Annotated in this window: 9 protein-coding genes and 3 pseudogenes; 8 read left to right on the top strand and 4 right to left on the bottom strand. The window is 65.1% G+C overall.

What is annotated here, in order from left to right:
* Positions 1–70: 70 nt before the first annotated feature.
* Positions 71–346 carry a hypothetical protein gene (locus CLU94_RS28220; RefSeq protein ID WP_143451551.1) on the bottom strand — a complete coding sequence of 92 codons (276 nt, stop codon included), beginning with the start codon at positions 344–346 and terminating at the stop codon, positions 71–73.
* On the opposite strand from CLU94_RS28220, the gene CLU94_RS25590 reads away from it, so the two are divergent.
* From CLU94_RS25590 to CLU94_RS25560, 7 genes are all read left to right on the top strand, one after another.
* A complete protein-coding gene (locus CLU94_RS25590; protein ID WP_099667720.1) occupies positions 321–1,628 on the top strand; it encodes an FAD-dependent oxidoreductase in 1,308 nt (435 codons plus the stop codon). The two genes, CLU94_RS28220 and CLU94_RS25590, sit on opposite strands and share 26 nt — an antisense overlap.
* The gene (gene vioB, locus CLU94_RS25585) at positions 1,625–4,636 is read left to right on the top strand and encodes an iminophenyl-pyruvate dimer synthase VioB (protein ID WP_099667719.1); all 3,012 of its coding nucleotides are present in this window, start codon (positions 1,625–1,627) and stop codon (positions 4,634–4,636) included. The genes CLU94_RS25590 and vioB overlap by 4 nt, the downstream gene beginning before the upstream one ends.
* Before the next feature lies 1 nt (position 4,637).
* On the top strand, positions 4,638–5,927 hold the full coding sequence (locus CLU94_RS25580; protein WP_099667718.1) for an FAD-dependent oxidoreductase: 1,290 nt from the start codon (positions 4,638–4,640) through the stop codon (positions 5,925–5,927).
* Positions 5,927–7,045 (top strand): tryptophan hydroxylase, encoded by a 1,119-nt coding sequence (locus CLU94_RS25575; RefSeq protein ID WP_099667717.1) that lies wholly within the window; start codon positions 5,927–5,929, stop codon positions 7,043–7,045. The genes CLU94_RS25580 and CLU94_RS25575 overlap by 1 nt, the downstream gene beginning before the upstream one ends.
* A gap of 9 nt (positions 7,046–7,054) precedes the next feature.
* Positions 7,055–7,636 (top strand): violacein biosynthesis enzyme VioE, encoded by a 582-nt coding sequence (gene vioE / locus CLU94_RS25570; protein WP_099667716.1) that lies wholly within the window; start codon positions 7,055–7,057, stop codon positions 7,634–7,636.
* Positions 7,637–7,727: 91 nt separating this feature from the next.
* Positions 7,728–8,891 carry an MFS transporter gene (locus CLU94_RS25565; protein WP_099667715.1) on the top strand — a complete coding sequence of 388 codons (1,164 nt, stop codon included), beginning with the start codon at positions 7,728–7,730 and terminating at the stop codon, positions 8,889–8,891.
* Positions 8,892–9,222: 331 nt separating this feature from the next.
* A complete protein-coding gene (locus CLU94_RS25560) occupies positions 9,223–10,431 on the top strand; it encodes a hypothetical protein (RefSeq protein WP_143451550.1) in 1,209 nt (402 codons plus the stop codon).
* 131 nt (positions 10,432–10,562) lie between these two features.
* Here the strand turns inward: CLU94_RS25560 and CLU94_RS25555 are convergent.
* Positions 10,563–10,841, bottom strand: a pseudogene (locus CLU94_RS25555) (helix-turn-helix domain-containing protein); the annotation flags it as partial.
* A 312-nt stretch (positions 10,842–11,153) separates the two neighbouring features.
* On the opposite strand from CLU94_RS25555, the pseudogene CLU94_RS28945 reads away from it, so the two are divergent.
* Positions 11,154–11,249, top strand: a pseudogene (locus CLU94_RS28945) (IS110 family transposase); the annotation flags it as partial.
* A gap of 114 nt (positions 11,250–11,363) precedes the next feature.
* On the opposite strand, the pseudogene CLU94_RS25550 reads toward CLU94_RS28945, so the two are convergent.
* Both CLU94_RS25550 and CLU94_RS25545 read right to left on the bottom strand, forming a co-directional pair.
* Positions 11,364–11,903 (bottom strand): annotated as a pseudogene (locus tag CLU94_RS25550) (RNA polymerase sigma factor); the annotation flags it as partial.
* 85 nt (positions 11,904–11,988) lie between these two features.
* Positions 11,989–24,795: a filamentous haemagglutinin family protein gene (locus CLU94_RS25545; protein ID WP_099667712.1), complete on the bottom strand. Its 12,807-nt coding sequence runs from the start codon at positions 24,793–24,795 to the stop codon at positions 11,989–11,991.
* Positions 24,796–24,806: the final 11 nt, after the last annotated feature.

Here is a 24,806-nt window from a genome sequence, read left to right as displayed (position 1 = left end):
CGCCGCCATCCCGCCTGCCTCGCTGCGTCGACAAGGACGCAACACCGAACGACAACTACATTGATATTTATCAAATTGACTGCCCGATGCCTGGGCTACTGTCGGTGCCATCTTTGATTTGAAACAGAAACTCTGCAGCCAAGAATCGACCATTCCAGAAACAACGCCAGTTCTCGCCAGGCTCTTCATTCCCCAGCCGATAACGCTCGCCAAGTGCGGTAACACCCAGCGTCCCACCTCCCTTGCCTATACGTGCAGGGGAAACTTTTGCTAGCGATTTTGCAGCTTTTTGATTAATGAACGTTAAAAAGGAATTTCGTATGAGCACGTATTCTGACATTTGCATCGTAGGCGCCGGCATAGGCGGCTTGACTTGCGCCAACCGCCTGATCGACACCGCCGCCAGCAGGAAGCTGCGCATCCGGGTCTTCGACCTGAATGCCACCGTCGGCGGCCGCATCCAGTCGCGGAAAATAGATGGCGAGGAAATCGCCGAACTCGGCGCCGCCCGCTACTCGCCGCAGCTGCATCCGCATTTCCAGCAGCTGATGCAGGGCAGCGGACTGCCGCATGCCGTCTACCCGTTCACCGAGGTCATTTCCCACGACAGCGTGCTGGAAGAGCTGAAGGCAACGCTGCATGGCCTGAGCCCGATGCTCAAGGAGCATCCGAACGACTCCTTCCTCGAATTCTTCAGCCATTACCTGGGCGCCGCCAAGGCCACCCACATCATCAAGGCGACCGGCTATGACGCCCTGCTGCTGCCGATGGTGTCGGCGGCCATGGCCTACGACATCATCAAGAAACACCCGGAAACGCAGCACTTTACGGAAAACGCCGCCAACCAGTGGCGCTATGCCACCGACGGCTACCACGCGTTGCTGTGCCAACTGCAGTACCAGGCCCAGGCCGCCGGGGTGGAATTCCGCCTGGAACACCGCTTGCTGTCCGTCGAAAAATCCGGCGCCGACCATGTGCTCGCCTTCAGCCACCAGGGCGACACGCAGATGCACCGCACGCGCCACCTGGTGATGGCCATCCCGCCATCCGCCATGCCGCGCCTGAACCTGGATTTCCCGAACGCCTGGAGCCCGTTCCAGTACGACTCGCTGCCCCTGTTCAAGGGCTTCCTCACGTTCGACACGGCCTGGTGGGAGGCGCTGGGGCTGACCGACAAGGTGCTGATGGCGGCCAATCCCCTGCGCAAGGTCTACTTCAAGAGCGACAAGTATGTGCTGTTCTACACCGACAGCAAGAGCGCCACCTACTGGCGGGACAGCCTGGAACTCGGTGAAGACGTGTACCTGGAGCGCGTCCGCCGCCACCTGGAAGACGTCCTGCCGCTCGATGGCCAGCCGCTGCCGCCCATCAAGGCGCACTTCCACAAGTTCTGGCCGCATGGCGTCGAGTTTTGCGTGGAACCGGAAGCCGAGCACCCGGCCGTCCTGCTGCACCGGGACGGCATCATCTCTTGCTCGGATGCCTATACCGCGCATTGCGGCTGGATGGAAGGCAGCCTGATCAGCGCCCAGCACGCCAGCGGCCTGTTGCTGCAGCGGCTAGATCAACGGGAAGACGTCGCCGCCGCCAACGATACCTTCATCACTTCCTCGACCGAGCGCGCATGAGCCTACTTGACTTCCCCCGTCTGCATTTTCGGGGTTTTGCCCGCGCCAATGTGCCGACGGGGAATCGCAATACGCACGGCAACATCGATATCGCCACGAACACGGTATCGATGGCGGGCGAGCCTGTCGACCTGAGCCGGCCGCCGGCTGAATTCCATGCGCACCTGAAACAGCTTGCCCCCCGCTTCGACGCCAAGGGCAAGCCCGATCCGGACGGCATCTTCAGCCTGGCGGCAGGCCACAATTTTTGCGGGAATAATCATTTTTCGTGGGAAAACGCGAGGATCACGGGCGTCCAGCTGCGCGATGGCGAGGTCGATACGCAAGACCCGCTGGTGGGCGCCAAGCTGGGCCTGTGGGGCCACTACAACGAGTACCTGCGCACGACCTTCAACCGCGCCAGGTGGATCGACAACAACCCGGCCCAGCCGGACACCACGCTGATCTACGCGGGCCAGTTCACCTTGAGCGACAAGCTGGCCACGCCCAACACACCCACGCTGTTTACCGCCGACATCGCGCAGGCGCACTCGGTGCGCTGGCTCGGCAGCGGCCATATCACGGAACGCAGCGGGCATTTCCTGGACGAGGAAATCGGCCGCTCCAGGCTGTTCCAGTTCTCCGTGTCCAAGCAAGACCCGCATTTCCTGTTCAATGCGGACCTGCCGTTGCCGGCCAGTATGCACGCCTTGCAGCAAGCCCTGGCCGACGACGAGGTGCTGGGCCTGACGGTGCAGTATTGCCTGTTCAATATGTCGACGCCGCAAAAACCGGACTCGCCCGTGTTCTACGATCTGGCCGGCAGCATCGGCCTGTGGCGGCGCGACGAGCTGGCCACCTATCCGGCCGGCCGCCTGCTGCAGCCGCGCCAGGCCAGCCTGGGACCGGTGCTGGTGAAACTGCATGCGGACCGCGTCTCGTTCAACATGCCGACCGCCATCCCCTTCACCACGCGCGACGCGGACGCCGTATCGGAACAGCATCCCACGCATGCCCTGGGCGGCAAGCAGGCGCTCGGCGACCTGCTGCTGCAGGATGACTCCGGCACCTTGCTGGCGCGGATTCCCGAGCAGTTGTACCGCGACCACTGGCGCCATCACGGCGTCTTCGACGTACCGCTGCAACATGCCCCCGCCGCGGGTTCGCTCAGCCTGGGCAGCGCGCAGGCGCAGTGGGACGAGGCCGACTGGGTATCGCAATCGGACAGCAACCAGCTGTACCTGGAAGCGCCGAACCGCAACAAGCACGAGGCATTCCCGCAGACGATCACCGTGCAAAGCCGCTTCCGCGGCGAGCTGGCGGCGCCCCCGTCCCTGGCGCAGGCGGAAGACGGCGCGCTGCTGGCCGTGGAGCAGCAGCCGTCGCCGCTCGGCCATGGCTACACGGCGCTGACCCTGACGGGGCGCCAGCCGGGCGCGACCCGCATCGTGCTGGGGACAGGCAGCGCAAGACAATACCTCGGCGTGCGGGTGCTGCCCGACGACTGGGACCTCGACGACGTACCGGCGGAACAAGTCGACTACGCCTTCCTCTACCGGCATGTGATGAGTTACTACGAGCTCGTGTATCCCTTCATGTCGGACAAGGTCTTCAGCCTGGCGGACCAGTGCAAGTGCGAAACGTATGCGCGCCTGATGTGGCAGATGTGCGATCCGCAAAACCGCGACAAGAGCTACTACATGCCCAGCACGCGCGAACTGTCGCTGCCAAAATCGCGCCTGTTCCTGAAATACCTGACGCAGGTTGAGGCAAAGGCCAAGGCGGCGCTGCCGGCACCGGCCACGCCGCACGCCATCGGCAGCAAGGCGGAACTGATCGACGAGCTGAAAAAGGCCATCGACCTGGAACTGTCGCTCATGCTGCAATACCTGTATGCCGCGTATTCCATTCCCAATTATGCGCAGGGGGCGGCGCTGGTGCAGGCGGGCCGCTGGCTGCCGGCCGAGCTGGGGCTGGCCTGCGGCGCCGAAGACCGGCGGCGCAACAGCGGCACGCGCGGCATGTTGCTGGAAATCGCCCACGAAGAAATGATTCACTATTTATTGGTCAACAATGTGCTGATGGCGCTCGGCGAACCGTTCCATAGAGGCGCCCCGGTGCTGGGCCAGCAGGCGCGCCAGCGTTTCGGCCTGGACACGGAATTTGCATTCGAGCCATTTTCCGAACACGTACTGGCCCGTTTCGTGCGTTTCGAATGGCCCGACTACATTCCCACGCCTGGCAAATCGATTGCCACCTTCTATATCGCGATCCGCCAGGCCTTGGCCGAGCTGCCCGGCCTGTTCGAGAGCGGCGGCGGCAAGCGCGGCGGCGAACACCATTTGTTCCTGAAAGAACTGACCAACCGTGCCTATCCTGGCTACCAGCTGGAAGTGTCCGACCGCGACAGCGCGCTGTTCGCCATCGACTTCGTCACCGAGCAGGGCGAAGGCGTGGCCGTCGATTCGCCGCATTTCGCCTCGTCGCACTTCCAGCGGCTGCGCACCGTCGCCAGCAAGTTCTCCGCCTGCGGCAAGCCGTTCGAGCCGGCGCTGCCGGCGCTGAAGAATCCGGTGCTGGAAGCGCGGGCGGACTGCAGCGTGGTGACGGATCAAACGGCGCGCGCGCTGATGCAGCTGTATCAAGGCTGCTACGAGCTGACCTTCCTGCTGATGGCCCACCATTTCGCGCAACGGCCGCTGGGCAGCCTGCGCCGCTCGCGCCTGATGAACGCCTCCATCGACATCATGACCGGCCTGTTGCGTCCCCTGTCGGCGGCCCTGATGAACATGCCATCGGGCGTGCCCGGCCGCCATGCGGGACCGCCCGTGCCCGAACCGGTCAGCAGCCAGGTCAGCAGCGACTACAGCCTGGGCTGCGACATGCTGGCGCAGAAGTGCCTGGCGCTGGCGCAGTACGCGCGCGGCCTGGAGAGCGATGTCATCGGCATGGCACCGATAGAAATGTTGGAGTTTTTTAATCAGCAACTTACCGATTTATCTCGGGGAAAGATGTCAAGAGAGGCCTGAAATGCATAAAATCATTATCGTCGGCGGAGGCCTGGCAGGTAGCCTCAGCGCCATTTATCTGGCGCAACGGGGGCACGATGTCCACGTCATCGAAAAACGCGGCGATCCGCTGCTGGAGAATGCCGCCAACGCCGACCCCGTCAACTCGCGCGCCATCGGCGTGAGCATGACGGTGCGCGGCATCAAGGCCGTCCTGGGAGCTGGCATCAGCAAACAGGAGCTCGACCAGTGCGGCGAACCCATCGTCGGCATGGCCTTCAGCGTGGGCGGCCGGCACCGGATACGCGAGCTGACCCCGCTCGAAGGCCTGTTTCCCCTGTCGCTGGACCGCACGGCCTTCCAGCGTCTGCTGAACCGGCATGCCGTCAAGCACGAGGTGAAGTATTACTTTGAGCATAAATGCCTGGATGTCGATCTGGAAAGAAAGATCGTGCTGGTCCAGGGCCCGGACGGCGCCGTGCAGCAGCTGTATGGCGACCTGGTCATTGGCGCCGACGGCGCCCACTCGGCCGTACGGCGCGCCATGCAAAGCGGCATGCGCCGTTTCGAGTTCAGGCAGAGTTACTTCCGCCACGGCTACAAGACTCTCGTGTTGCCGCACGCGGCAGATCTGGGTTTCCGCAAGGATTTGCTGTACTTCTTCGGCATGGATTCCAAGGGCCTGTTTGCCGGCCGCGCGGCCACCATCCCGGACGGCAGCATCAGCTTTGCCCTGTGCCTGCCCTACACCGGCACGCCCAGCCTGGGCACGCTCAACCGCGAAGCCATGGCCGACTTCTTCAACCGCTACTTCGGCAGCCTGCCGCCGGAGCGCCGCAAGGAGATGCTCGACCAGTTCATGGCGCTGCCCAGCAACGACCTCATCAATGTCCGCTCCAGCACCTTCCACTACAAGGCCAATATCCTGCTGATCGGCGATGCGGCGCATGCCACCGCCCCGTTCCTTGGACAAGGCATGAACATGGCGCTGGAAGACGTCCACGTCTTCGTTTCCCTGCTGGAAAAGCACGGCAATGCCCTGGGCCCTGCCCTGTCCGAGTTCACGCTGCAGCGCAAGGTACAGGCGGACGCCATGCAGGACATGGCGATCGCCAACTATGAAGCGCTGAGCAATCCGAATCTGATTTTCTTCCTGCAGACGCGCTACACGCGCTACATGCACAAGAAATTCCCCCGTGTTTATCCGCCGGACATGGCGGAGAAACTGTACTTCACATCGGTTCCCTACGATGAATTGCAGCAAATCCAGAAGAAACAAAACGTTTGGTACAAACTTGGAAGGGTAAATTAATGAACATTCTCGTCATCGGCGCAGGTCCCGCAGGCCTGCTCTTCGCCAGCCAGATGAAACAGGCCCAGCCCGGCTGGAATATAAGCATTACGGAAAAAAATACGCCGGAGGAAGTGCTGGGCTGGGGCGTGGTGCTGCCGGGACGGCCGCCGCGCCATCCCGCCAATCCGCTCTCTTACCTGGAGCAGCCGGAACGGCTCAATCCGCAGTTCCTGGAAGAATTCAAGCTCGTGCATCACGACCAGCCCAACCTGATGAGCACGGGCGTTACCCTGTGCGGCGTCGGACGCCAGGCCCTGGTGCAAGCCCTGCGCGCCAAATGCGTGGCGGCCGGCATCGCCATCCGCTACGAAGCGCCGCCGGCCGACAAGGCGCAGCTGGAAGCCGGGTACGACCTGGTGGTGGTCTCGAATGGCGTCAATTACAAATCGCTGGACTTGCCGCCAGCACTGGCGCCGCACATCGATTTCGGCCGCAACAAATACATCTGGTACGGCACCACCCAGCTGTTCGACCAGATGAACCTGGTGTTCCGCAGCAATGAACAAGGCATTTTCATCGGCCATGCCTACAAATACTCGGACACGATGAGCACCTTCATCGTCGAATGCAGCGAAGAAACGTACGCCAAGGCCGGGCTGGAAGCGCTTTCCGAGCGCGATGCAGCCGCGTACATCGCCAGGACGTTCAAAGCCGAACTCGGTGAACACAGGCTGCAGAGCCAACCGGGCCAGGGCTGGCGCAATTTCATGACTCTCAGCCGTGACCGGGCCTCCGACGGCAAGTTCGTCCTGCTGGGCGATGCGCTGCAATCGGGGCATTTTTCCATCGGCCACGGCACCACCATGGCGGTAGTGGCAGCCTTGTTGCTGGTGAAAATCCTCGATACCGAAGCCAGCACGGCCGCCGCCCTGGACAGTTTCAATGCCCGCGCCGTGCCCCTGATGCAATTGTTCAAGGAGCACGCCAACAGCAGCCGCCTGTGGTTTGAAAGCGTGGGCGAGCGTATCGAACTGAGCAATGCAGAGCTGACCGCCAGCTTCGACGCCCGCCGCAAGGACTTGCCGTCGCTACAAGAAGCGCTGATGGCCAGCCTCGGCTACGCGCTGGGCCGCTAGGGAGCTGCCATGCCGACACACCCCGCCCCGCCGCTGCTGCCGCTGCAATGGAGCAGCGCTTATATTTCCTACTGGACGCCGATGCAGGCGGATGACCAGGTCACGTCCGGCTATTGCTGGTTCGACTATGCGCGCAACATCTGCCGCATCGATGGCCTGTTCAACCCCTGGTCGGAAAAGGAACATGGACACTTGCTGTGGATGTCGGAAATCGGCGACGCCAGGCGTGAACAAAGCCGCAAGCAGAAAGTGGCCTACGCGAGGCAAGCGCAAGCCACCTGCGAGCAGCTGCAGGGCACGGCGCTGGCCGATGAGGTGACCCCGTTCCATGAGCTGTTCCTGCCGCAAGCGGTGCTGCTGGACGGCGGCGCCCGTCACGACGGCCGCCACACCGTGCTGGGCCGGGAGGCGGACGCCTGGGTAGTGGAACGGGCGGGCAAGCCGCCATCGGTCTTTTACCTGGAGGCCGGCGGCAACCGCCTGCTGCGCATGGTCACGGGCAATGACCCGCAGCACCTGTCGGTACGCGACTTTCCCAACCTGTTTGTCGGCGACATTCCGGACAGCGTCTTTACGTCTTGCAACACCTGACCGGGCCGTGGCGCGCGCAAGGGCCGCATGCGGCCGGAGCGCGCGCCACGCCTGGCAAGTGTTTTTGTTATTACTCTCGAAGGATATTGATATGCCGCTGGTTGTTTACATTTTGGGGTTGACGATCTTTTCGTTAACGACATCCGAATTCATGGTGGCGGGCATGATGCCGTCGCTGGCCCTGGCCATGGACGAACCGGTGACGCGGATCGGCTATCTGATCTCGCTCTACGCCATGGGCATGGTCATCGGCGGACCGCTGAGCACCATTGTCCTGCTCAAGCTGCGCGTACCGAACAAGAAGGGACTGCTGTGGCTGCTGTGCTTGTATGTCCTTGCCCAATCCGTCGCCGCGTCCGCCACAAGCTATGACATCCTGGCCATCGCGCGGGTGGTCACGGGCGTGGCCGCCGCTACCTGCTTTGGCCTGTCCCTGGCGATCTGTGCCGACATCGTCGCGCCCAACGCGCGCGGACGCGCCGCTGCCGTCGTGATCGGCGGCCTCATGCTCGCTTCCGTAGTGGGCGTGCCGGTCGCTACGCTCATCGACCAGCACCTGGGATGGCGCGCCAGCTTCTGGCTGGTGGTGGTGCTGGCGCTCTTGTGCCTGGCGCTCATCACCGTGCTGGTGCCGCGCGCCAAACCGTCCGAAGTCGTCAGCCTCGGCAATGAACTGGGGGAATTCCGCAACCGCCACCTGTGGGCAGCGTATGCCAGCAGCGGCCTCATCATCGGAGCGATTTTCGCGGCGTTCAGCTACTTCGCGGCCATCCTGACGGAAATTACCGGCTTTCCCGCCTCAGCCATCCCCTGGCTGCTGGGCGTCTACGGCGTCGCCAACGTGGTGGGCAATGCCGTGGTCGGCCGCTATGCGGACCGCCATACCACCGTCATCATGGTCTGGGGCATGGTCATCCTGGGCATCAGCCTGGCGCTGTTCGCCGTCTTTGCGCACGACAAGAGCATCAGCGTCGCCTTGCTGGTCGTCACAGGCCTGGTCGGCATGTCGATGAACCCCGCCATCATCGCCCGCGTGATGAAGACCGCCCACCCTGGGCCGCTGGTCAACACGGTGCACACTTCCGTCATCAACATCGGCCTGGGCGCCGGATCATGGTTAGGCGGCCTCGGCATCGCCGCCGGCTACGGCCTGCGCTCCCCGCTGTGGGTCGGCGTCGCGCTGGCCGTGCTTGGCCTCCTCAGCTTGCTGCCTTACCTCGGGCACCGGTCGCGCGATTCGGTGCTGTCGCATTAGCGGCTGGCGGCGCGGTTGGCATTGCCAACCGCCCGCTACCTTAATGGCGGCAGGGTCCTGTCCAATGACCATTTACAAAAAATTATTAACTTCCTCCTGCGTCAGGATAGTTGTCGCGTCACCTGATTTACCGTAGCATTGGCAAATTCTTCCTTCCAGCCAATATGGAAAATCCATAAAAGGAAAATGTCCTTCAAGGTCAGCCGCCCCTGATTACGCGTAGCATGCTGATACCCCGCGACTGAAATCGCCGACCAGAACGCAATTCTTGCGAAAAATAATGCGAAAAACTCATTCCATAATTATTTCTATCATTTTGGCCGGCTTGGCCATGCCTGCATTGTCGGCGGATCAGCCACCATCCTTGCCAGACCGTTTGGCCGCCCTTCGCACGACGATCGCAATCGACCATGGAAAGATGGTTGGTTCCGGCGCGGCAACATTGATAGATGCAGGTCGGGAGAGCCAATTCGTACTCATCGGCGAGGACCATGGCATTGCAGAAATTGCGAATTTTTCGGCGGCGTATTTTGAAGAATTGGCAAGTCAAGGATTTACGACACTGATTGTCGAAAATGGGCCGGCTGTTGCTGATGCTTTGGCAAAGACGTTGAAGGCCAATACTGGCGTTGCTGGCATAGCAGCATTTAATAAGGCCTATCCGGTCGCTACTGCTTTCTACAATTGGCAAGCTGAGGCGCAATTCCTGGCCCGTTTCGCTAAAGCTGCAGGACCATCGTTCCAATTAGTGGGAATGGATCAGGAACTCATGGGCGCTTCGAAATATTTGCTCGACCAAATGGCCGGGCAACCGCTTGGTCCTTTGGCGAAATCAAAAATCGAGGCCTTCCGCAAGCTTGAAAACGATGACTATGGCCGGGCGTCGACGAGCGGAGACCCGCGTGATCTTTTCATGTTGAAAGTCAAAGAAGAGGAATTGTTCGCCTTACAGAAGCTGCTCACGGCCCCCAAGGACATGCCCGCCTTGGCGATGTTAAATTCGTTGATCGAAAGCCGCAGCATTTATAGCAAAAACATCACTCCGGGACAGGGATATTCATCCAATACACAGCGTGCCAAACTAATGAAGCGGAATGTGGCCAGCCATTTGACGCTTGCGCCTGCACAGCGCATGTTGCTGAAAGCCGGTGCAGTTCATGTATTCCGAGGTTATAACCCGCTGAGTGCCGGTAGCCGGGAGATCGGCAATTATTTGGCTGAATATGCGGAAGGCCGCGGGCAGAAATCGCTGCACGTGTTGGTGCTGGCGTCCAAAGGCCAGCAGGCGCAATTTGCTGGAATTGGACGCGCATCGGTCTCGACAGAAATCGAGAAAACCGATATCAAGTCCGCCATGGCTGGCGTATTGCCCTTCTTCGCCGCAGCGAGCGAGCATAAGGAATGGTCATTGTTCGATGTGCGCCCCTTGCTGGGATCGGCGAAAACCCTGGCGAATGGAAACAGCAGTGTTCAAGGCATGATTCAGGGCTACGATTTTGTACTGGTCATTCCCGATGGGAGCGCAACGTCGGACCTGTGATAATGTCGCCATCGGTCATCGGGCAAGCGCTGCCGATCTTTCATCATCATGGTTCGGTCTGAACCAAGACGACCCCACCAAAGGCGATCCAGGTAACTCGTGCCGATGGGAAGGGCAACAGGGATAGGCATGCCCAATTCCATTGGATCCTCGTGAAGCTGTTTTAGGCTGCGCCGTTGCTCGCGTGATTTGGCCGCCTCGGTCTTGAGCCAGGCTGCGAAGTGAAAAGCATACGGGTCGATGGCGCTGGCCGATTAGCGCTCCGCATAGGCGGGCCCGGTTATCTCCGAGCGCAGATAGCGCCGGACGGTATTGCGCGAAATGCCGAGGCGCTTCGCCATTTCCCTCAATGAGACCTGGTCGCGAAGATGCCAGCGCCTAATAATTCCTAGTAATGCCACGTCAATCACTCCGATCTGAGCGTCGTCCCCTAACCCTCAAGCAACTGCGCAGGCCGATGTTCAACATTAAATCATTTCGCTCGCCGCCCGCGATATCCTCAGCATCGAACTCAGGGGGATGACCAGCAAAAGCCAATTCGCAACGGATCGCACCGTGACAATGCCGTTCGCCGACCAATTTTATGCGCTGGCAGGACAGGTCCGTCCAGTTTGAGAGCTCAAGTGCCATGCCGGGAAAATTTCACCCACCGATCAACAACGCGACAGCACCATCGTGATGAGACCTTTGACACCGCTGCGTTACTGGCTACTGCTGCTCCTGTGGCGGTGATCAATCCGCGTCATGCGAGGGATTTCGCCAAGGGACTGGGTTTGTTGGACAAAACGGAACAGGTCGGCAGCTGGGCGTTGCCGCGCCAGCGCAGTGGACTCGGCGGCGAGCACCTTGGCCTGCCAGCGGCGCGAGAAACCTCGCCGGGACTGGTTAATGCCGCCGAGCACATTCTGCCCGGTTTCCCGGGCGCAATGATCCAGGGCCTGGCGCAGCATCGTATCGATATTGGTCAGGGAAACCTGATACTCGTCCGCAACCTCCTGGCGTGTTTTTTCTTCGATCCTCAGGGCGACCAGCACGGAACGGTGCCGGTACGGCATGCGCTGCATCACGCGCTCGACCTCGGCCAGGTCCGAGCGGGCCAGCGCAATCAGGTCCGGGCCGGGCGCCGGATCCGTCAGATGCTCGATTGCCGCGGCATCGTCGTATTGCGCGGACCGCCTGCCACGCAGCTCGTCCATCGCGACATTGCACGCCACCCGGTAGACATAGGCGTTCGGGTTTTGCACGAAGACAGGGGCGCTGGCGTCCGCCAGGCGAAGCCAGGCGTCGTGCAGGCAATCGCTGGCCAAGTCGGGACAACCGAGGTTGCGCAGCAACCGGCGGTGCAGGCGGGCATAGTTCGCCACCAGGAAATCGCGCAGCACGATGCCTGGGGCAGGCTCGCCGAAGGACTCTGCTGCGAGCGCATCGGCAATATTGGAGGCCTCCAGGCCATCCAGGGTACTCGGGTTCATGACGTCTACCTCGGTGTTCGGCTGCAAGAATGGGGGAGCGGCCCCGCCTGTTCCCTGCACAGGGCAGGAAACAGGCGGGCACGCGCTACATGCCGCTGGACTGGCGCTCCTGCTGCAACTGGCGCAGTTGCTCCGGGCTCAGGCGCGCAAGCTGCTTGGCGTCAAAATCCCGCCCCACGCCAAGAAACTGCACCGGATTGGCAGGATCGTAGGGAACGCCGTGCGATGACTGCAAGCCGGCCCGCGGTGGCGGCGGTGGTGTTTCCGCCTCCCCCTCCATGGGCTCGTTGCCAAAGCCGAGCAGGCGCACCGTGAAGATCGACGGCAGGTTCTGGCGCGTCGTCGCGCGTTCGCGCTGCAGCACGTCCTGCGCGGCGGCCGTCGCTTGCGAGGCTGCAGCACTGGCATTGCTCAATGCGCCAACGTTCACCGCCGCAATGGCCGGCATGCCCGTCGACTCGCCCTTGACGGCGATGTTGGCCGCGTTGACCACTTGCAGGGCCGCCAGGTTCACATTACCCGACACGCGGATACCCGCTTCGCCCGCGTCGATGGTCCCCAACGGCGCGATCAGGTCGATGTCGCCGGCCGGCACTTCCGGAATCGGCGCCAGCGTGGCGATACCGGCACCGGTGCTCGGCACGTCCGATGACAGCGTGACGTTGCCCCACTGGTCATACACACGCTTGGGCGGCGTGTAGACCACGGTGGTCTTCGAACCCCGGCCGGCATTGATGTCGCCCTCGGCCGACCAGCTCATGATGCCGCCGCCGAACGTGGTCATGATCCGGCTCTGGCCCAGCAGGATGCTGCCGAGCGAGTAGATCGCGATGTCGCCCGCGCCCTGGGTCAGCACGCCCGACTCGGACGGCGGCGCCTCGCCCTCGATGCCGTAGACCTGGCGGCCGCCCGGCGTCATGAGCTCGATATTGCCACCGAACAAGGTGCGTACGAAGCCGCTGCGCGGCGTGGCGCCGGCCTTCCCGCGGAACATCGTGATGTCGCCGCTGTAGTTGATCGGCGTTCCGTCCGCCCTCCCCTTTGGAAACAGCGCCGCGATGGCATTGCGCCCGCGCAGGTAGCTGCCGAAGCGCGCGCCGTCCGCGTCGTTGTACTCGCGCCCGCCTGCCTTGAGTTCGGCGAAATACACCTGGCGCGCAAAGATGCGTTGCTGCGTCGCCGGCAGCGCGTCGAAGAAAGCCTGCGCCTCGCCGGCCGTGCCGGTGAAGCCCAGGCCGTGGGCCGGTTCGGCCAGCCAGGTGGTCAGCTCGGCCTCGTAGGTCTTGACGACCTTGCCCGGCTGCTCAGCCAGCGGCATGCCAGCCTGGGCGCGCTTGCCTTCGCCGAGGTAACGTGCCAGGAAGCCCTTGTAGTCGGGGCCGTTCACGCCTACGCCGGCCAGCATCGAGATGCTCGCGCCGGGCCGGCTGTCGCCCGGCACCACAGGCCCCAGGCTGGTCACGCCCGCGCGGTCTTCCATCTGGATGTGGCGCCCTGCGGTGATCTCCAGCGTGCCGGGGCCCGCCACGTTAAAACTGCTGTAGACGATGTCGCGACCGGCCGAGACTACCGACACGTCGGTCGGGGCGCCGTGCGCGAATAGGTTGCCCGAGCTTTCATAGCGCGCACCCAGGCCTGCGTCAGTGGGCAGGGCCTGACCGATAGGCGTGCCGCTGCCGACGATGTCGCGCCCAGCCATCATCCACACCGGCTGCCCGGCCTCGTAATAAGTCTGGCCAGCGCGTGTCGGGTCGTTGGACGTAAAGACGTTGATGCGGCCCGTGGCCACACCCACGAGGTCGCCGTGCAGGGCATAGAAGCGCGCCGGTTCGCTGCCATGTTTGCCGCCTGCCGAAACAGTGTTGGCGCCCAGTGCGAACAATGGCCTGCCATTTTCGATGAGGTTGCCGGCCTCGGCGAGATTGCTCACAACTGTGCCGTTCGCCAGCGTGCCCCGGAAAGCCGGATGGAAGGGCGTGGCCATGGCACTCTCGGCTGCGCCCGAGGGGCTCACGGTGTAGCCGCCGCCATGGATCGAATCGCTGGCAAGAAACTCCAGCAGGCTGTTGGCCGATGGCGCCAGCACCAGTGCGCCGGTCGCCTCTGTCATCCTGTCCGTGGCCATGCTGCCATAGTAGAGGCTGCCGCTGGCCGCAACCGCGCTCAGGATCGACGGGTAGACGTTCGCCATGTCGGTCGGGAGTGCGCCAAGGTTGGCCATCTGCGGCGTCAGGTCGCCGCCGGCCGAGAACAGGCGGATGGCGGTGTTCGGCGTCCACAGCGTGAACCAGCTGTCGCCGCTGCCCTTGGCCGCGCCGACGTTGAAGGGCGTAGCCTTCGGCAGCACGGCACGGCCCGCGTCATTGGCATCCGTCACGACCAGGTCGCCGCGCGTATTCAGCTGGTAGCTCGCATCGCCCGGTACCAGCAGCATGCCGCCCTGCGCCACCGCGCGCCCGGCCGAGAACGGATCAATGGCCTGGGGGTCGCGTTCGGACAGCTGGCCGGTGTACTGCGCATAGCGCAGCGACTGGGTGCCCATCGCGCCGGCTTGCATCTGCACGTCGCCGCGCAGGTTGACGACGGCGCCATTCAGCACGGCGTTGGTCTGGATGTCGTTCAAGGGATCGAGCGCCAAGGGATTGAGTGCGCCGCCGACGCGCAAACTCAGATCGCCCCCGCCGGTGAGCGCCAGGCTGCCGTCGGCCAATACGCGGCCGGTGCCGCCCACGGCCAGCACCAGGCCGTCGCTGCGCAGGTTGTCCGTGCCGGTGCGAACGGCCGCACCCCGCTGGGACACAAGGCCCGCGTCGCCGCCCACGTCCACGCGCAGGTCGCCGCCGCCCAGCGTGCCGTAACCGGTGAAACCCAACAGCGTGTCGGTCGTGCCGCGCGTGGCGTAGCTGCCAAAGTTGATCCACCAGGCCGCAGCCTGATCGTTGCCTCCCCCGAGCGTGCTGCCGCTGCCCTGGCGCCACAGCCAGTTGGCGGTGTCGTTGGTCGTCACGCCCTTATCGGCCGGGTTGGGGCGGCCGACGCCGGTCGAGGCGATGGCCTGCGCCGCCTCGCCGGTCAGGTTGCCGCCGGCCTGCAGCGTGAGGTTGCCGCCGCCGGCCGGGTACCAGGCGCGCGCCAGGCTCTCGGCCCCGCCATCGACAAACTTCTCGTAGCCTTTGTTCTTGTCGCTCAGCACCGTGCCGCTGCTGCCCACCACGCGCGGCAGGTTATACGGGTCGCCGGCCTGCGTGGCCTGCGACGAGGCGCCGGCCGTATAGACGCCGTAGAGCGAATGCATGCCCAGGTTGCCGGCCGCGCGCAGGTCAAGGTCTGCCGCGCCGGTGCGCAGCACGCTGAAGCGGGTGCTGCCGGGCAGGTTTTCGTAGTAGATGTTCACGGGCAGCGAGACGCAATAACTGGAACTTCCCTTACATAGCGCCTCAGCCGTCTTGAACGAGCCTCCGGTCAACCGCGCGACATCGGCATCGAGTATCGGCGTATCCGCAAGCGCAGGATCCTTGAATCTCCGGGCTGCGGACGCCGACCAATTGAACGCGTAGACGGGCGTGCAATAGGACCCGTTCGCCCCGCACAGCGCCGCAGCGGTCTGGTATCTGCCGCCCATGAGTTGGCGGGCGACTTCGTCGGTGATCTCTACGCCTGCCTTCAAGCCCAGATCGGCAGCCGCGAGCGATGTCCATGCAAACGCGCCTTTGAACGGCAGCGCCTTGGCGAACAGGCCGTAGTGGGTGTCGGCCATGCGCAGGCTGCCCGCTGCGGGGTTCTGCTGCAGCGTGCGCGGGTCGGCCGCACCGAGGTCGGCGCCACCCGCCAGCTGCAGCGACCACGACTGCGAGCCTTCCGGCAGCATCGCGGCCACGCCCCACAGCCGGCCCGCGCCGCCAGGACGAAGCTCGACCGACTTGGCGTCGCCCGGCAACCTGATGTCGGTCGAAGAAGGCAGCAGCGCCCCCACGGGCAAGGTCGTGTCGCCATGCATCAGGTACTTCACGCCCACGGCCGGCAGAACGACGCCCTTGGGCCAGACCAGCGCGTCCAGCATGGTGGCGCCCGGCAGGCGCGTGCCCGCGTCCAGGCGCGTGCCTTGTGGCAGCGTCACGGTTTCGCCGGCGATGCTGCCGGCCGCATGAATAACCTGGCCCGAGGCATCGCGCACGTTGGCAGCGAGCACGGTCCCGGCGGGCAGCAGCATCTCAGCCGTCAATTCGCTGGACACGGGGATCAGCGTGCCGGCGGCAAAGTCACTCGACTGGATCGGCAGGTCAAAATTGAGCGCGTTGCCGCCTTCGAACGCCGTGCCATCGGCCAGCACGACGCCGGCACGCGGGATCACCGTGTCGGCGCCGAAGAAATTATTTCCCGAAAGCAACAACCAGCCTTTGTCGTCCTGCGTGGCGGGCGGCGGCGCGAAGCCGTCGTTGATGCTGCCATAGATATCGAGGTTTCCGGCTGCGCGAATGCGCAAGGTGCCGACTTCGCCCGAGCCATAGACGCCGGTCTTTGGCGTGTGCGGGTTGACGCTGGCGTAGCGGTAGCCTGACAGGTCCAGGTCACCCGACACGACGATGTCGCCACCCGGGTTGATCAGCGCATTGCTTGCGATCTCGATGCCGGGACGCAGATGGAAGGCGTCGGCATAGGCCGGGTTGCGCAGGCCGGCAAGCTTGCCGGTCATGAGGCTGGCGCGCGCCAGTGCTGCATCGATGAAATCGTTGTTGTCGTCGTGCTTGTCCTTCAGCCAGGTCTGGGTGATCTCCTGGTAAGGTCGTCCGCTGGCAGCCGGCGTGCTGACCAGCGGGGCGTCGTCGTAGCGTTGCATGGCGTTGACCGCGATGGAGCGAGCGCCGCGGATGTCGAGCGCACCGCGCGCGTCGATGGCGATGTCGCCGTAGACCGCCGCATCGGTCGCGCCGTTGATGCCCGGCAAGCCATTGGCGCCGATGCGCGGCGCCGAGAGTTCGAGCGTGCCGCGTGCGCGGCCGTCGTTCTGCCCCGGCTGCGTGCCCAGGGTCGCGGCTGTGCCGTGGCGCAGGTCGACGCGTGCGCCGTCGGCCAGCGTCAGCACGCCGCCCTGCGTACTCAGGTCGACGATCGCGCGGTTGGGCGAATCGATGATCTTGCCGTAGCTATCCACGCGCAGCAGCGTGCCGTGCGCATCGAGCACGGCCGAGCCCGCCACCGTCAGGGCGTTTTTCGCCGCGAGGTAGATGCGGCCCGCGCGCTCGCCGCTGGCGTCGACGGTGCCGTTGACCGTCAGGCTGCCGTTGTCGACCGACACGTTGACCTCGCCGGCCTTCAAGCCGTCGCCGATGGCGAGGTCGCCCTGCTTGAGCTGGAAGGTGCGCGTGCCGGACACGCCGCCTTCGTTGAGCCGCTGGTTGAGGGCTGCGAACTGGCTGTCGGGCGCTGCGCCATCACCGAGATGCTGTGCGCGCACTTCCACGCCGCCAGCCTGGTAGGGCACGAGCGTGCCACCCGCGTCGTAGCGCCCCGTGCTGCCGCCGCGGATCGCGCCCTGCAGGTCGACCACGCCGGCCTGGTCGCCCAGCGCCAGCGCCTTGAGCGTGCCGGCGCGGTTGTTCCGCGCCGACAGGTCGATCACCGAGCCCGCGGCCTGGCGCACATTGCCGGCCAGGCTTTCGAGCGTGACGTCGCCGCCCCAGCTGTACTTGGACACGTCGTTGAAATCGATCTTGCGGCCGGCCAGGTCGAGTTGCGCGCGCCCGGTCAGCGTGAGGTCCTTGTCGGCGGTGATCACGAGCTTGCCAGTGGGCAGTGCCAGCATGGTGTCGATGATCACGTCGCGGCCCGCAAGGCGCAGTTCCGCGCCGAGTGCGGCATCGGCGACCGGTGTGGTCAGAGGCACGGAAGCGCTCACGCGCAGGTGGCCGCCCGCGGTGATGCGGTTGACCGAGCCCGCCGCGCCTGTCACCAGCGGCGCGTCGATGCTGAGGTTGCCGCCGCTGTAGGCATAACCCTTGCCGGCTTCATACGCGCCTTGCGACTGGTAGACCGAGAGGCTGCCCTTGTTGTTGGCGGTGATCCGCTCGCCGGCCTTGAGCCGCACGTCAGCGAAGCCCAGCGCCAGACGCGCATCATCGCTGGTGCCCGCGGCTTGCGTGCCTGGGCCATAGCCAAATTCGATGGTCCCTGCCTCGATGGCCAGCGTGCCGCTGCCGGTGCCGGCGCCGCCCGTGACTACGGCGCCGGGCGCCACGGTCGATCCGGTCCAGATCAGGTGGCCGGTGCGGATGGTCGCCACATCGCCGGCCGCACCCGCGCCGTAGATGGCGGGCGTGCCCAGCACCAGGCGCGCGAGCGTGGATTTGCCGGTGGCCGGGTCGATGGTGTCGAGCGAGGCGCTGCCAAAGAATCGCAGGCCGCCGCTGGCGTTGAGTTGCAACGTCTCGAGCGCCGGGGCGCCGTACCGCGTGTCGCCGCGCAGCAGGCGGTCGAGCAAGCTCTGGTTCAACACCAGGCCGGAGGGTAGCGTGTTGCGCGCGGCCGCGTCGGCCAGCGCCACGCTGTTGCCGACGTTGATGCCCTGCACCGCCAGCGTGAGGTTGCGCGTGCCGTAGCGCACCGTGTCGTCGAGTACGAAACGGTCGGGCGTGGACAGCGCGATGGTGCCCTGGGAATACAGCTCGGTCTGGCCCGCGCAGGGCGAGACGGTGCATGTGCCGATCTGCAGGCTGCGGTTCCCCAGCAAGTCCACGCTCGGCAGACCCGGCAGCATGCTGAGCACGCCGTTGGACACGGCCACCAGATTGCCGGCCGTACCCGCGTAGAAAAATCCATCGGCCGAGTCATAGGCCGCGCGGCCCTTGCCCAGTGTGTTGACACCCGCGCCCTGCTCGATCACGAGGTGGCTCGCGTTATCGGTGTTGGTGGCATCGGCCAGCAGGAACACCTCGGGAGCCGACAGCACCGCGCCCTGGCGCAAGGTGAGTCCGTTCGTCCCTGGGTTGAACCTCACAATATTGCCGCCCGAGCCGTATTCCACATATTGCAGACCGCCGAGCATGAGCCGCGAGGCGCCCATTGCATTGAGCGCATCAGCATTCAGCGTCACGCCCTCGAAGCCGGCGGTAGCCTTCGCACCGCCGCGCACGACCTCGATCTGGCTTTCAGGCCCCCCATATCCCGCAAAAACAGCCACCGCGCCGCCGTAGCCGCCCTTGGCCGCGTCGAAGCGGCCGATACCCCCGAAATGGAAAGCGTCGGCGCCGGCGTGGGCGCCGGTGTTCGGCATGAGGGCCAGCAGCAGCGTGCGCGCGTCCGCGGGTGCCATCGCGCGCGGCACGCCGATGCGCGCGGCGTCGCTGACGATGAACTGGTTGAACGAGGTCTCGTTGTACTGCGAGTAGGTACGCAGCACCTCGGCCGGTGTAAGGATCGCCTGGCGGAACAGCGTATCGCCGATGGCGGTATTGGCGATGCCGAGCCGCGCGGCGGCCGACCACGAGCCGTTGCGCATCGCGCTGCCGGGCTGCGCCGCGCCCTGGCCGGTGCTGTCGTTGAGCTCGACGCGAAAGGCACCAGGCATCAGGGCATAAGTGGAAGGCATCAGCGTGTAAGTGCCCGCAGGCAAGCCCGGCACGCCGGCACCCAGCGTGATCTGCTGGCCGATCAACGGGTCGACCGCGCCACGTTCGCCGCCCGCCGGGGCGACCGGGGCTTGCACGCCGGGCACGACGGCATACACCGGGTTGCCCGCGAGACCGGGCAGGCTGAAGCTGCCATCGACCGCAGTGCGCACCAGCGGGTGGTAGCGCGCATCGGTCGAGCCGCCGCGGCCACCGATAAAGCCAAAGCCCTTGAGTTCGCCGCCACCCGAGAGATCCAGTACCGCGCCGGGCTGCACATTGACGCTCACCCCGCCCAGCGTGAGGCCGACCGTCAGCGCCTGTCCGCGCGAGTCGGCGCCGCCCACGCCGATCAACTCCACCTTCGTGCCGTCGTAGAGGTAGTTGATGCCGTCAACCGTGCCGCCATAAGGCATCAGCAGGCCGTTGCCACTGACCGAGGTCAGGCTCCCAGGCAGGAAGTCGACCCGCGTGGTGTTTGCGTCGCCGATGCGCAGGCTGCCCAGCGGCACGCGCAGCACGCCGCCCTGCTCGATGGTCGCGGCGCCGAGCGTCAGGCCGCCAAAGGCCGTATAGGGCACCGCCGGCGCGGCTTGCCCCTTGCCTTCGATGCGCAGCACGCGATCCGGTGCATAAGTGCCGTCGGGCAACACACCCGCCTGGATCGAGGCCGAGACGCCGATGGCCGGGTAGATTTGCGCAGCCCGCAGTGTGAGGTCGCCTGGGGTGGCCAGGCTGGTCGTCGGCACGCCGTTGGTCAAGGCCGGCACGTCGGACAGAAAGCGTAAGTCGCCGTCGCTTTGCAGCGTGGTCTGGCCGAAGCCGCGCCGCTCCACCCTGATGCTGCCCGGGCTCTCCGGCATGTCGCTGTCGGACGATATCGGTATATCGCCGTTGACACCGGACATTCGAACCGACGAGCGCACGTCGATGAGGCCGGCATGCACCTCCAGATGCGCCTCGGAGGGTAGCCAGTCGCCGGTGCCGATGACGCCGAAGCGACCTCGGGTCACGTCCACCCCCAAGCTCTGCGTGATGCCGGCCAGCCGCACGTAGGGTGCTTCCAGCGTAATGTGCGCGTCGTTGCGCGCGTTGTTGGCCAGCATCAGCGCGCCGTAGGTCGACAGGCTCTGGCCGAGCCGCAGGCTGGCGTTGTCTTCCAGGCTGATGCCGCCCGCGCTGAGCAGCGCGAGCTTATCGAAGCCGCCCCGTGTGACGGTGTCGACGCCCAGCCGGCCGTGGCCATAGACCAGCGCCGCATCGGCCGCGCCGGGGGCCAGTCCGGCCGGCAGGTCCGACGGCCCCTGCAGCCCGCCGATCACCAGGTCGCGGTAGTTGCGCACCGCGTTATCGGCCAGCGTGTACTGTGCCGGGCCGGAACTTGTGCGCACTTCGGGCGATTCCAGCGCGACTTGCAGCGTGCCGCCGGCGGCGCCCGCGCCGCCCGAGCGGGCCCGCAGTTCGCCGTCCAGGTAGAGGCCGTTGTTCGAGGCCAGCGCGATATGCCCGCCGCGGCTCGCCATCGCGACCGGGCGGGCAGCGCCCATGTCGAGCACGGCGGCGGTACCAGAGGCATCGAGCACGGCGCCCTCGCGCACGACGATGAAGCCGTTGGCGGCCGTGGCCGAACCGTCGCTTTCCTTGATCTCGCCGCCGATCACGATGCTGCCACCGTCGCGCACGATGCCGTAGCGCCGGCCGTGCGCATCGAGCGCGGTCGCGGGCGTGGCGGACACGTCGATCACCGCCTGCTCGCCGAGCCAGATCGAGCGGCTGTGCGCCCCATCCACGGCATGCTCCTGCTCCATGCGCGTGAGGTCGAGGTTCTTCAACGAAATGCTGCCGCCGTGCGCCTGCAGCCGGCCTTGCAGCGTGAGCTGGCCGACGCTGCGCACGTCGATGGCCTGGCCGGGATCGACCGTGATCTGCGCATCCCGACCGATGACCGCAGCCACCGTCGGCAGGTCGGCTGCCAGGGTCTGCACCGTGCCCGCCTGCAGGCTCAGGCTCGCACCGGCACGCTGCGTGAGCACGCCCTTGGCGGCATCCTCGGTGTAGAGCAGCGGCGTCCAGGCTTGCAATGCTTTGCCCAAAACGGCGGTGCTCGCGACATTCCTCGCTTCGGGCGTTACGCGCAGCACCGGCATCGTCACCTCGACCTGCGTGCCGTCGGTCACCGTGACGCCGCGGTCGCCGATGAGTGCATAGCGGCTGAAGCCCTTGTCGAAGAAATTGCCTGAGAGGAGTAATGTGCCTGGCTCGGCCGAAGTGTCTGCCTCCCCTCGACCGTCCGTGACGAGCATGCGCCCGGTCTGCAAGCTCAGCGTGCCGCCACCCGAGGTGCCCCAGCCGCGCAGCGCGCCATCGGTCGCCAGCACGCCCTCGCCACCGCCGGTCTGCGCATTCGCCTGCAGCCGGACGTCGCCGCCCTTGCCGCCTCGCTGCGAGGTGCCGTTGGCCAGCAAGGCCGCACCCGAGGACACGTCGATGACGCTGCCCTGGGCCAGCAGCACGTCTCCGCTGCTGCGGATCGATACGCTGCCGCCGTTGCGCCACGCCATGCTGCCGGTATCGGCAGGATCGAGCCACAGATTGCTCCACAGGCCGCGCGTGTCCAGTGCCACGCCCCGGGCCACCGCCACGCCCGCGCGCACGCCTTCGGGCGTGGTGGTCTGCGTGGTGTCATCGAGGCGGTTGGTGCTGGCTTGCGCGAGCGTGTCGCCCAGGCGGATGCTGCCGCCGTGCGTCGTGAGGTCCGCGTTCACACCGACTTTCGGGCCGTAGAGCGCGATGTCGCCGCCATTGCCCAGCGTCAGCGCCGAGTCCACCGTGATCGAGTTCTCGGCCGCAATGCGCACTGCACCCAGCGAGAAGCCGTTGAGCAACGTGGTGTCGAGGGTCAACGTGTCCTGGCGCGCGGCTGGCAACGCCGCCGTGAGGTCGAGCCCGGTTGCGATGCGTTCGGCCGTGTCGCTCAGCACCACGTTCTTCACGCCCGCGGAGTCGAGCCGGCGGTGCATCAGGCCGGTATTCTTGTCGTAAAGGGTGCCGTAGGTGCCGACCACCAACTGCCCGCCGCGCGCCACCGCGAGCTGCGACTGGTCATAGCCGTCGAGTCCGGCCTGCGCCGCCTGCGTCTGGCCGCTTCCCCGGAAGGTGTCCCCCGCGATGTCGCCCTCGAGCACCGCGTTCTTCGTCCCGACCACCAGCACGCCCGCATCGCGGCCCACCGTGTAGCCGCTTTCCAGCCTGCGCTGCTGTCCGATCAGCGGGTTGTAGTAATAGCCGGTCGCCTTCTCGCCCCAGCGTTCGTGCTTGTCTTCGTAGCCCTTGTAGACGCCCGTGTAGCGTTGGTCGCCCGGGGCCTTGTTCACTTCGTACAGCCGCCCATCGGTCCCCTTGAGCCAGGTCTGATTGATGAAACCGCTCTGCACATTGACCGTGCCGCCCGAGAGATTGATGCTGGAGCCGGCCTGCGTGACCACATCGTTGCCGCCAAAGCTCACCGTGCCGCCCTGCGCCATCCATTCGCCCACGGTGTGGCCCGCGGTGCCAAGATAGCCGCCGACCTCCAGCAGGCCGCCCGCCGTGTACCAGCGCTCGGTAGCGTAGCCGTTCGTGCCCTTGGGTACGAACACCAGGCTGCGGCGGTCGATCCACATGTCGTTGCTGTTGAGGGTCTTGCCATCCCGGTTGACCGGCGCATCGCGCTGTTCATTGCCCTGGACGTTGACCTTGACGTTGTTCGATTCCATGGCCAGGTTCACGCCCACGGCGCCGGAAACGTCGATCCGCGCGCGCTCACGCACCAGGCTGCGCTGGGCTGCATCGATGACGATCTGACCGCCGGTGGCCAAGGTCAGGGAGTCGCTCTGGAAGTCGGCCGCGCCGCTGCTGCTGATCTCGATGCGGGACTGGTCGCGGCGATCAGTGATGGCCACAATGTTCTCGGGAGTGCTGATTGCCGGTCCTCGCAGGCTGTCGCGCTGGCTGTCCAGGGCCGTCTTGCCGTCGTCCTCGATCACCACGGCAGTGGCGGCACCCTGGCCGAGGGCGACCTTGCCATCCGCGCCGATAGCGTTGAGGTGCACGGTGCCGCGGGTGTTGACGCTGGTGGTGGCGAGTACGACACCGTTTTGCTGGACGTCACGCCCAACCATGGTCACGTCGCCCTCGCGGGCCTGGATCAGGCCGGTGTTGCTCACCTTGCCCGACAGGCTGTCGGTGTTGAACTGCGGCGTGATCTCGTTGCCGCGCGTGGTCGACGCCTGGTTGCCATCGGTGCCGACACCCTTCTTGATGATGAAGTTGTCGCCGGCCGCAAGCGCGGTCTGGCCTTTTTGCGTGACGATGTCTCCCCCGTTGTGCACCTCCTTGCCGAGCAGCAAGACATAGCCGCCCCCTTCGGTGGAAGTCTTCGGGGCCAGCGTGGCGATCCAGGCGCCGGCCTGGATCTCTACCTTGCCCTGGGCATTGCTAAAGCTGGGCTGGCTGGCATTGGCCGTGTAGATGCCGCTGGTCTTGAACTGGCCGTCGTCGATCTGGGCGGCGGCGACGACGAGGTTGCGCGTATTGACCTGGCTGCTGCCATGGAAGACGATGCCGTTGCGGTTGACAATGAGCACCGTGCCATCGGCCTTGATCTGGCCCTGGATTTGCGAGGGGCGCGCATTCGGATCGTTGACGCGGTTGAGGACGGCCCACTCCTTTTGCTGCCTGAATTCGACCGTCGTATTGCGACCGACATTGAACGTCTCCCAGTTCAGGATAGCCTTGTCGGCCGTCTGTTCGATGGCGACGTTGCTGCGGCCGTCGACCTGGGTAAGCGTCGGGGCATTGGCGTTGTGCCAGCCTGCGCTCAGCGAATCGGTATCGATTTTCAAGCCACCCACGGTCATGCCGTCGGGAATGGATGCCCCGTTCGCTGCCGCCAGGCGGGCGGCGGCCTGGGCCGACTGCTGCGCCGCGATGCCGCGCGCGGCCAGATTCAGGTTGCTGATGGAGCGCTGCAGTTGCTCGTTGGCCTTCTGCTGCTGTCCAAGCGGGCTCGTCAGGTTGGATGCGGGCAAGCCGTTGGGTAGCCGGCCCGTTTGCGACGCCGTGTCCCGGACCGCGCCCTTGTCGGCAAACCATGCCGGACTGAACGCGCGCTGCGCATGGGCCGGCACCGTCACCGCGCCGGCGGCCAGCGTCAGCGCGATGGCCCGCGCCAGCGGCGCCAGCCTGAATACCCGATCCTGTTTGCGTATCGTTTGATTTTCCCTGCCACTGCGCCCGCGTGTGTTCATGTAAGTATCCG

The organism is Janthinobacterium sp. 13 (assembly GCF_002749695.1).
In the GTDB taxonomy this organism is placed as follows: Bacteria; Pseudomonadota; Gammaproteobacteria; order Burkholderiales; family Burkholderiaceae_D; genus Janthinobacterium; species Janthinobacterium kumbetense.
Note: the sequence above shows the minus strand (reverse complement) of the source record. Positions and strands in the feature narration are given on the sequence as shown.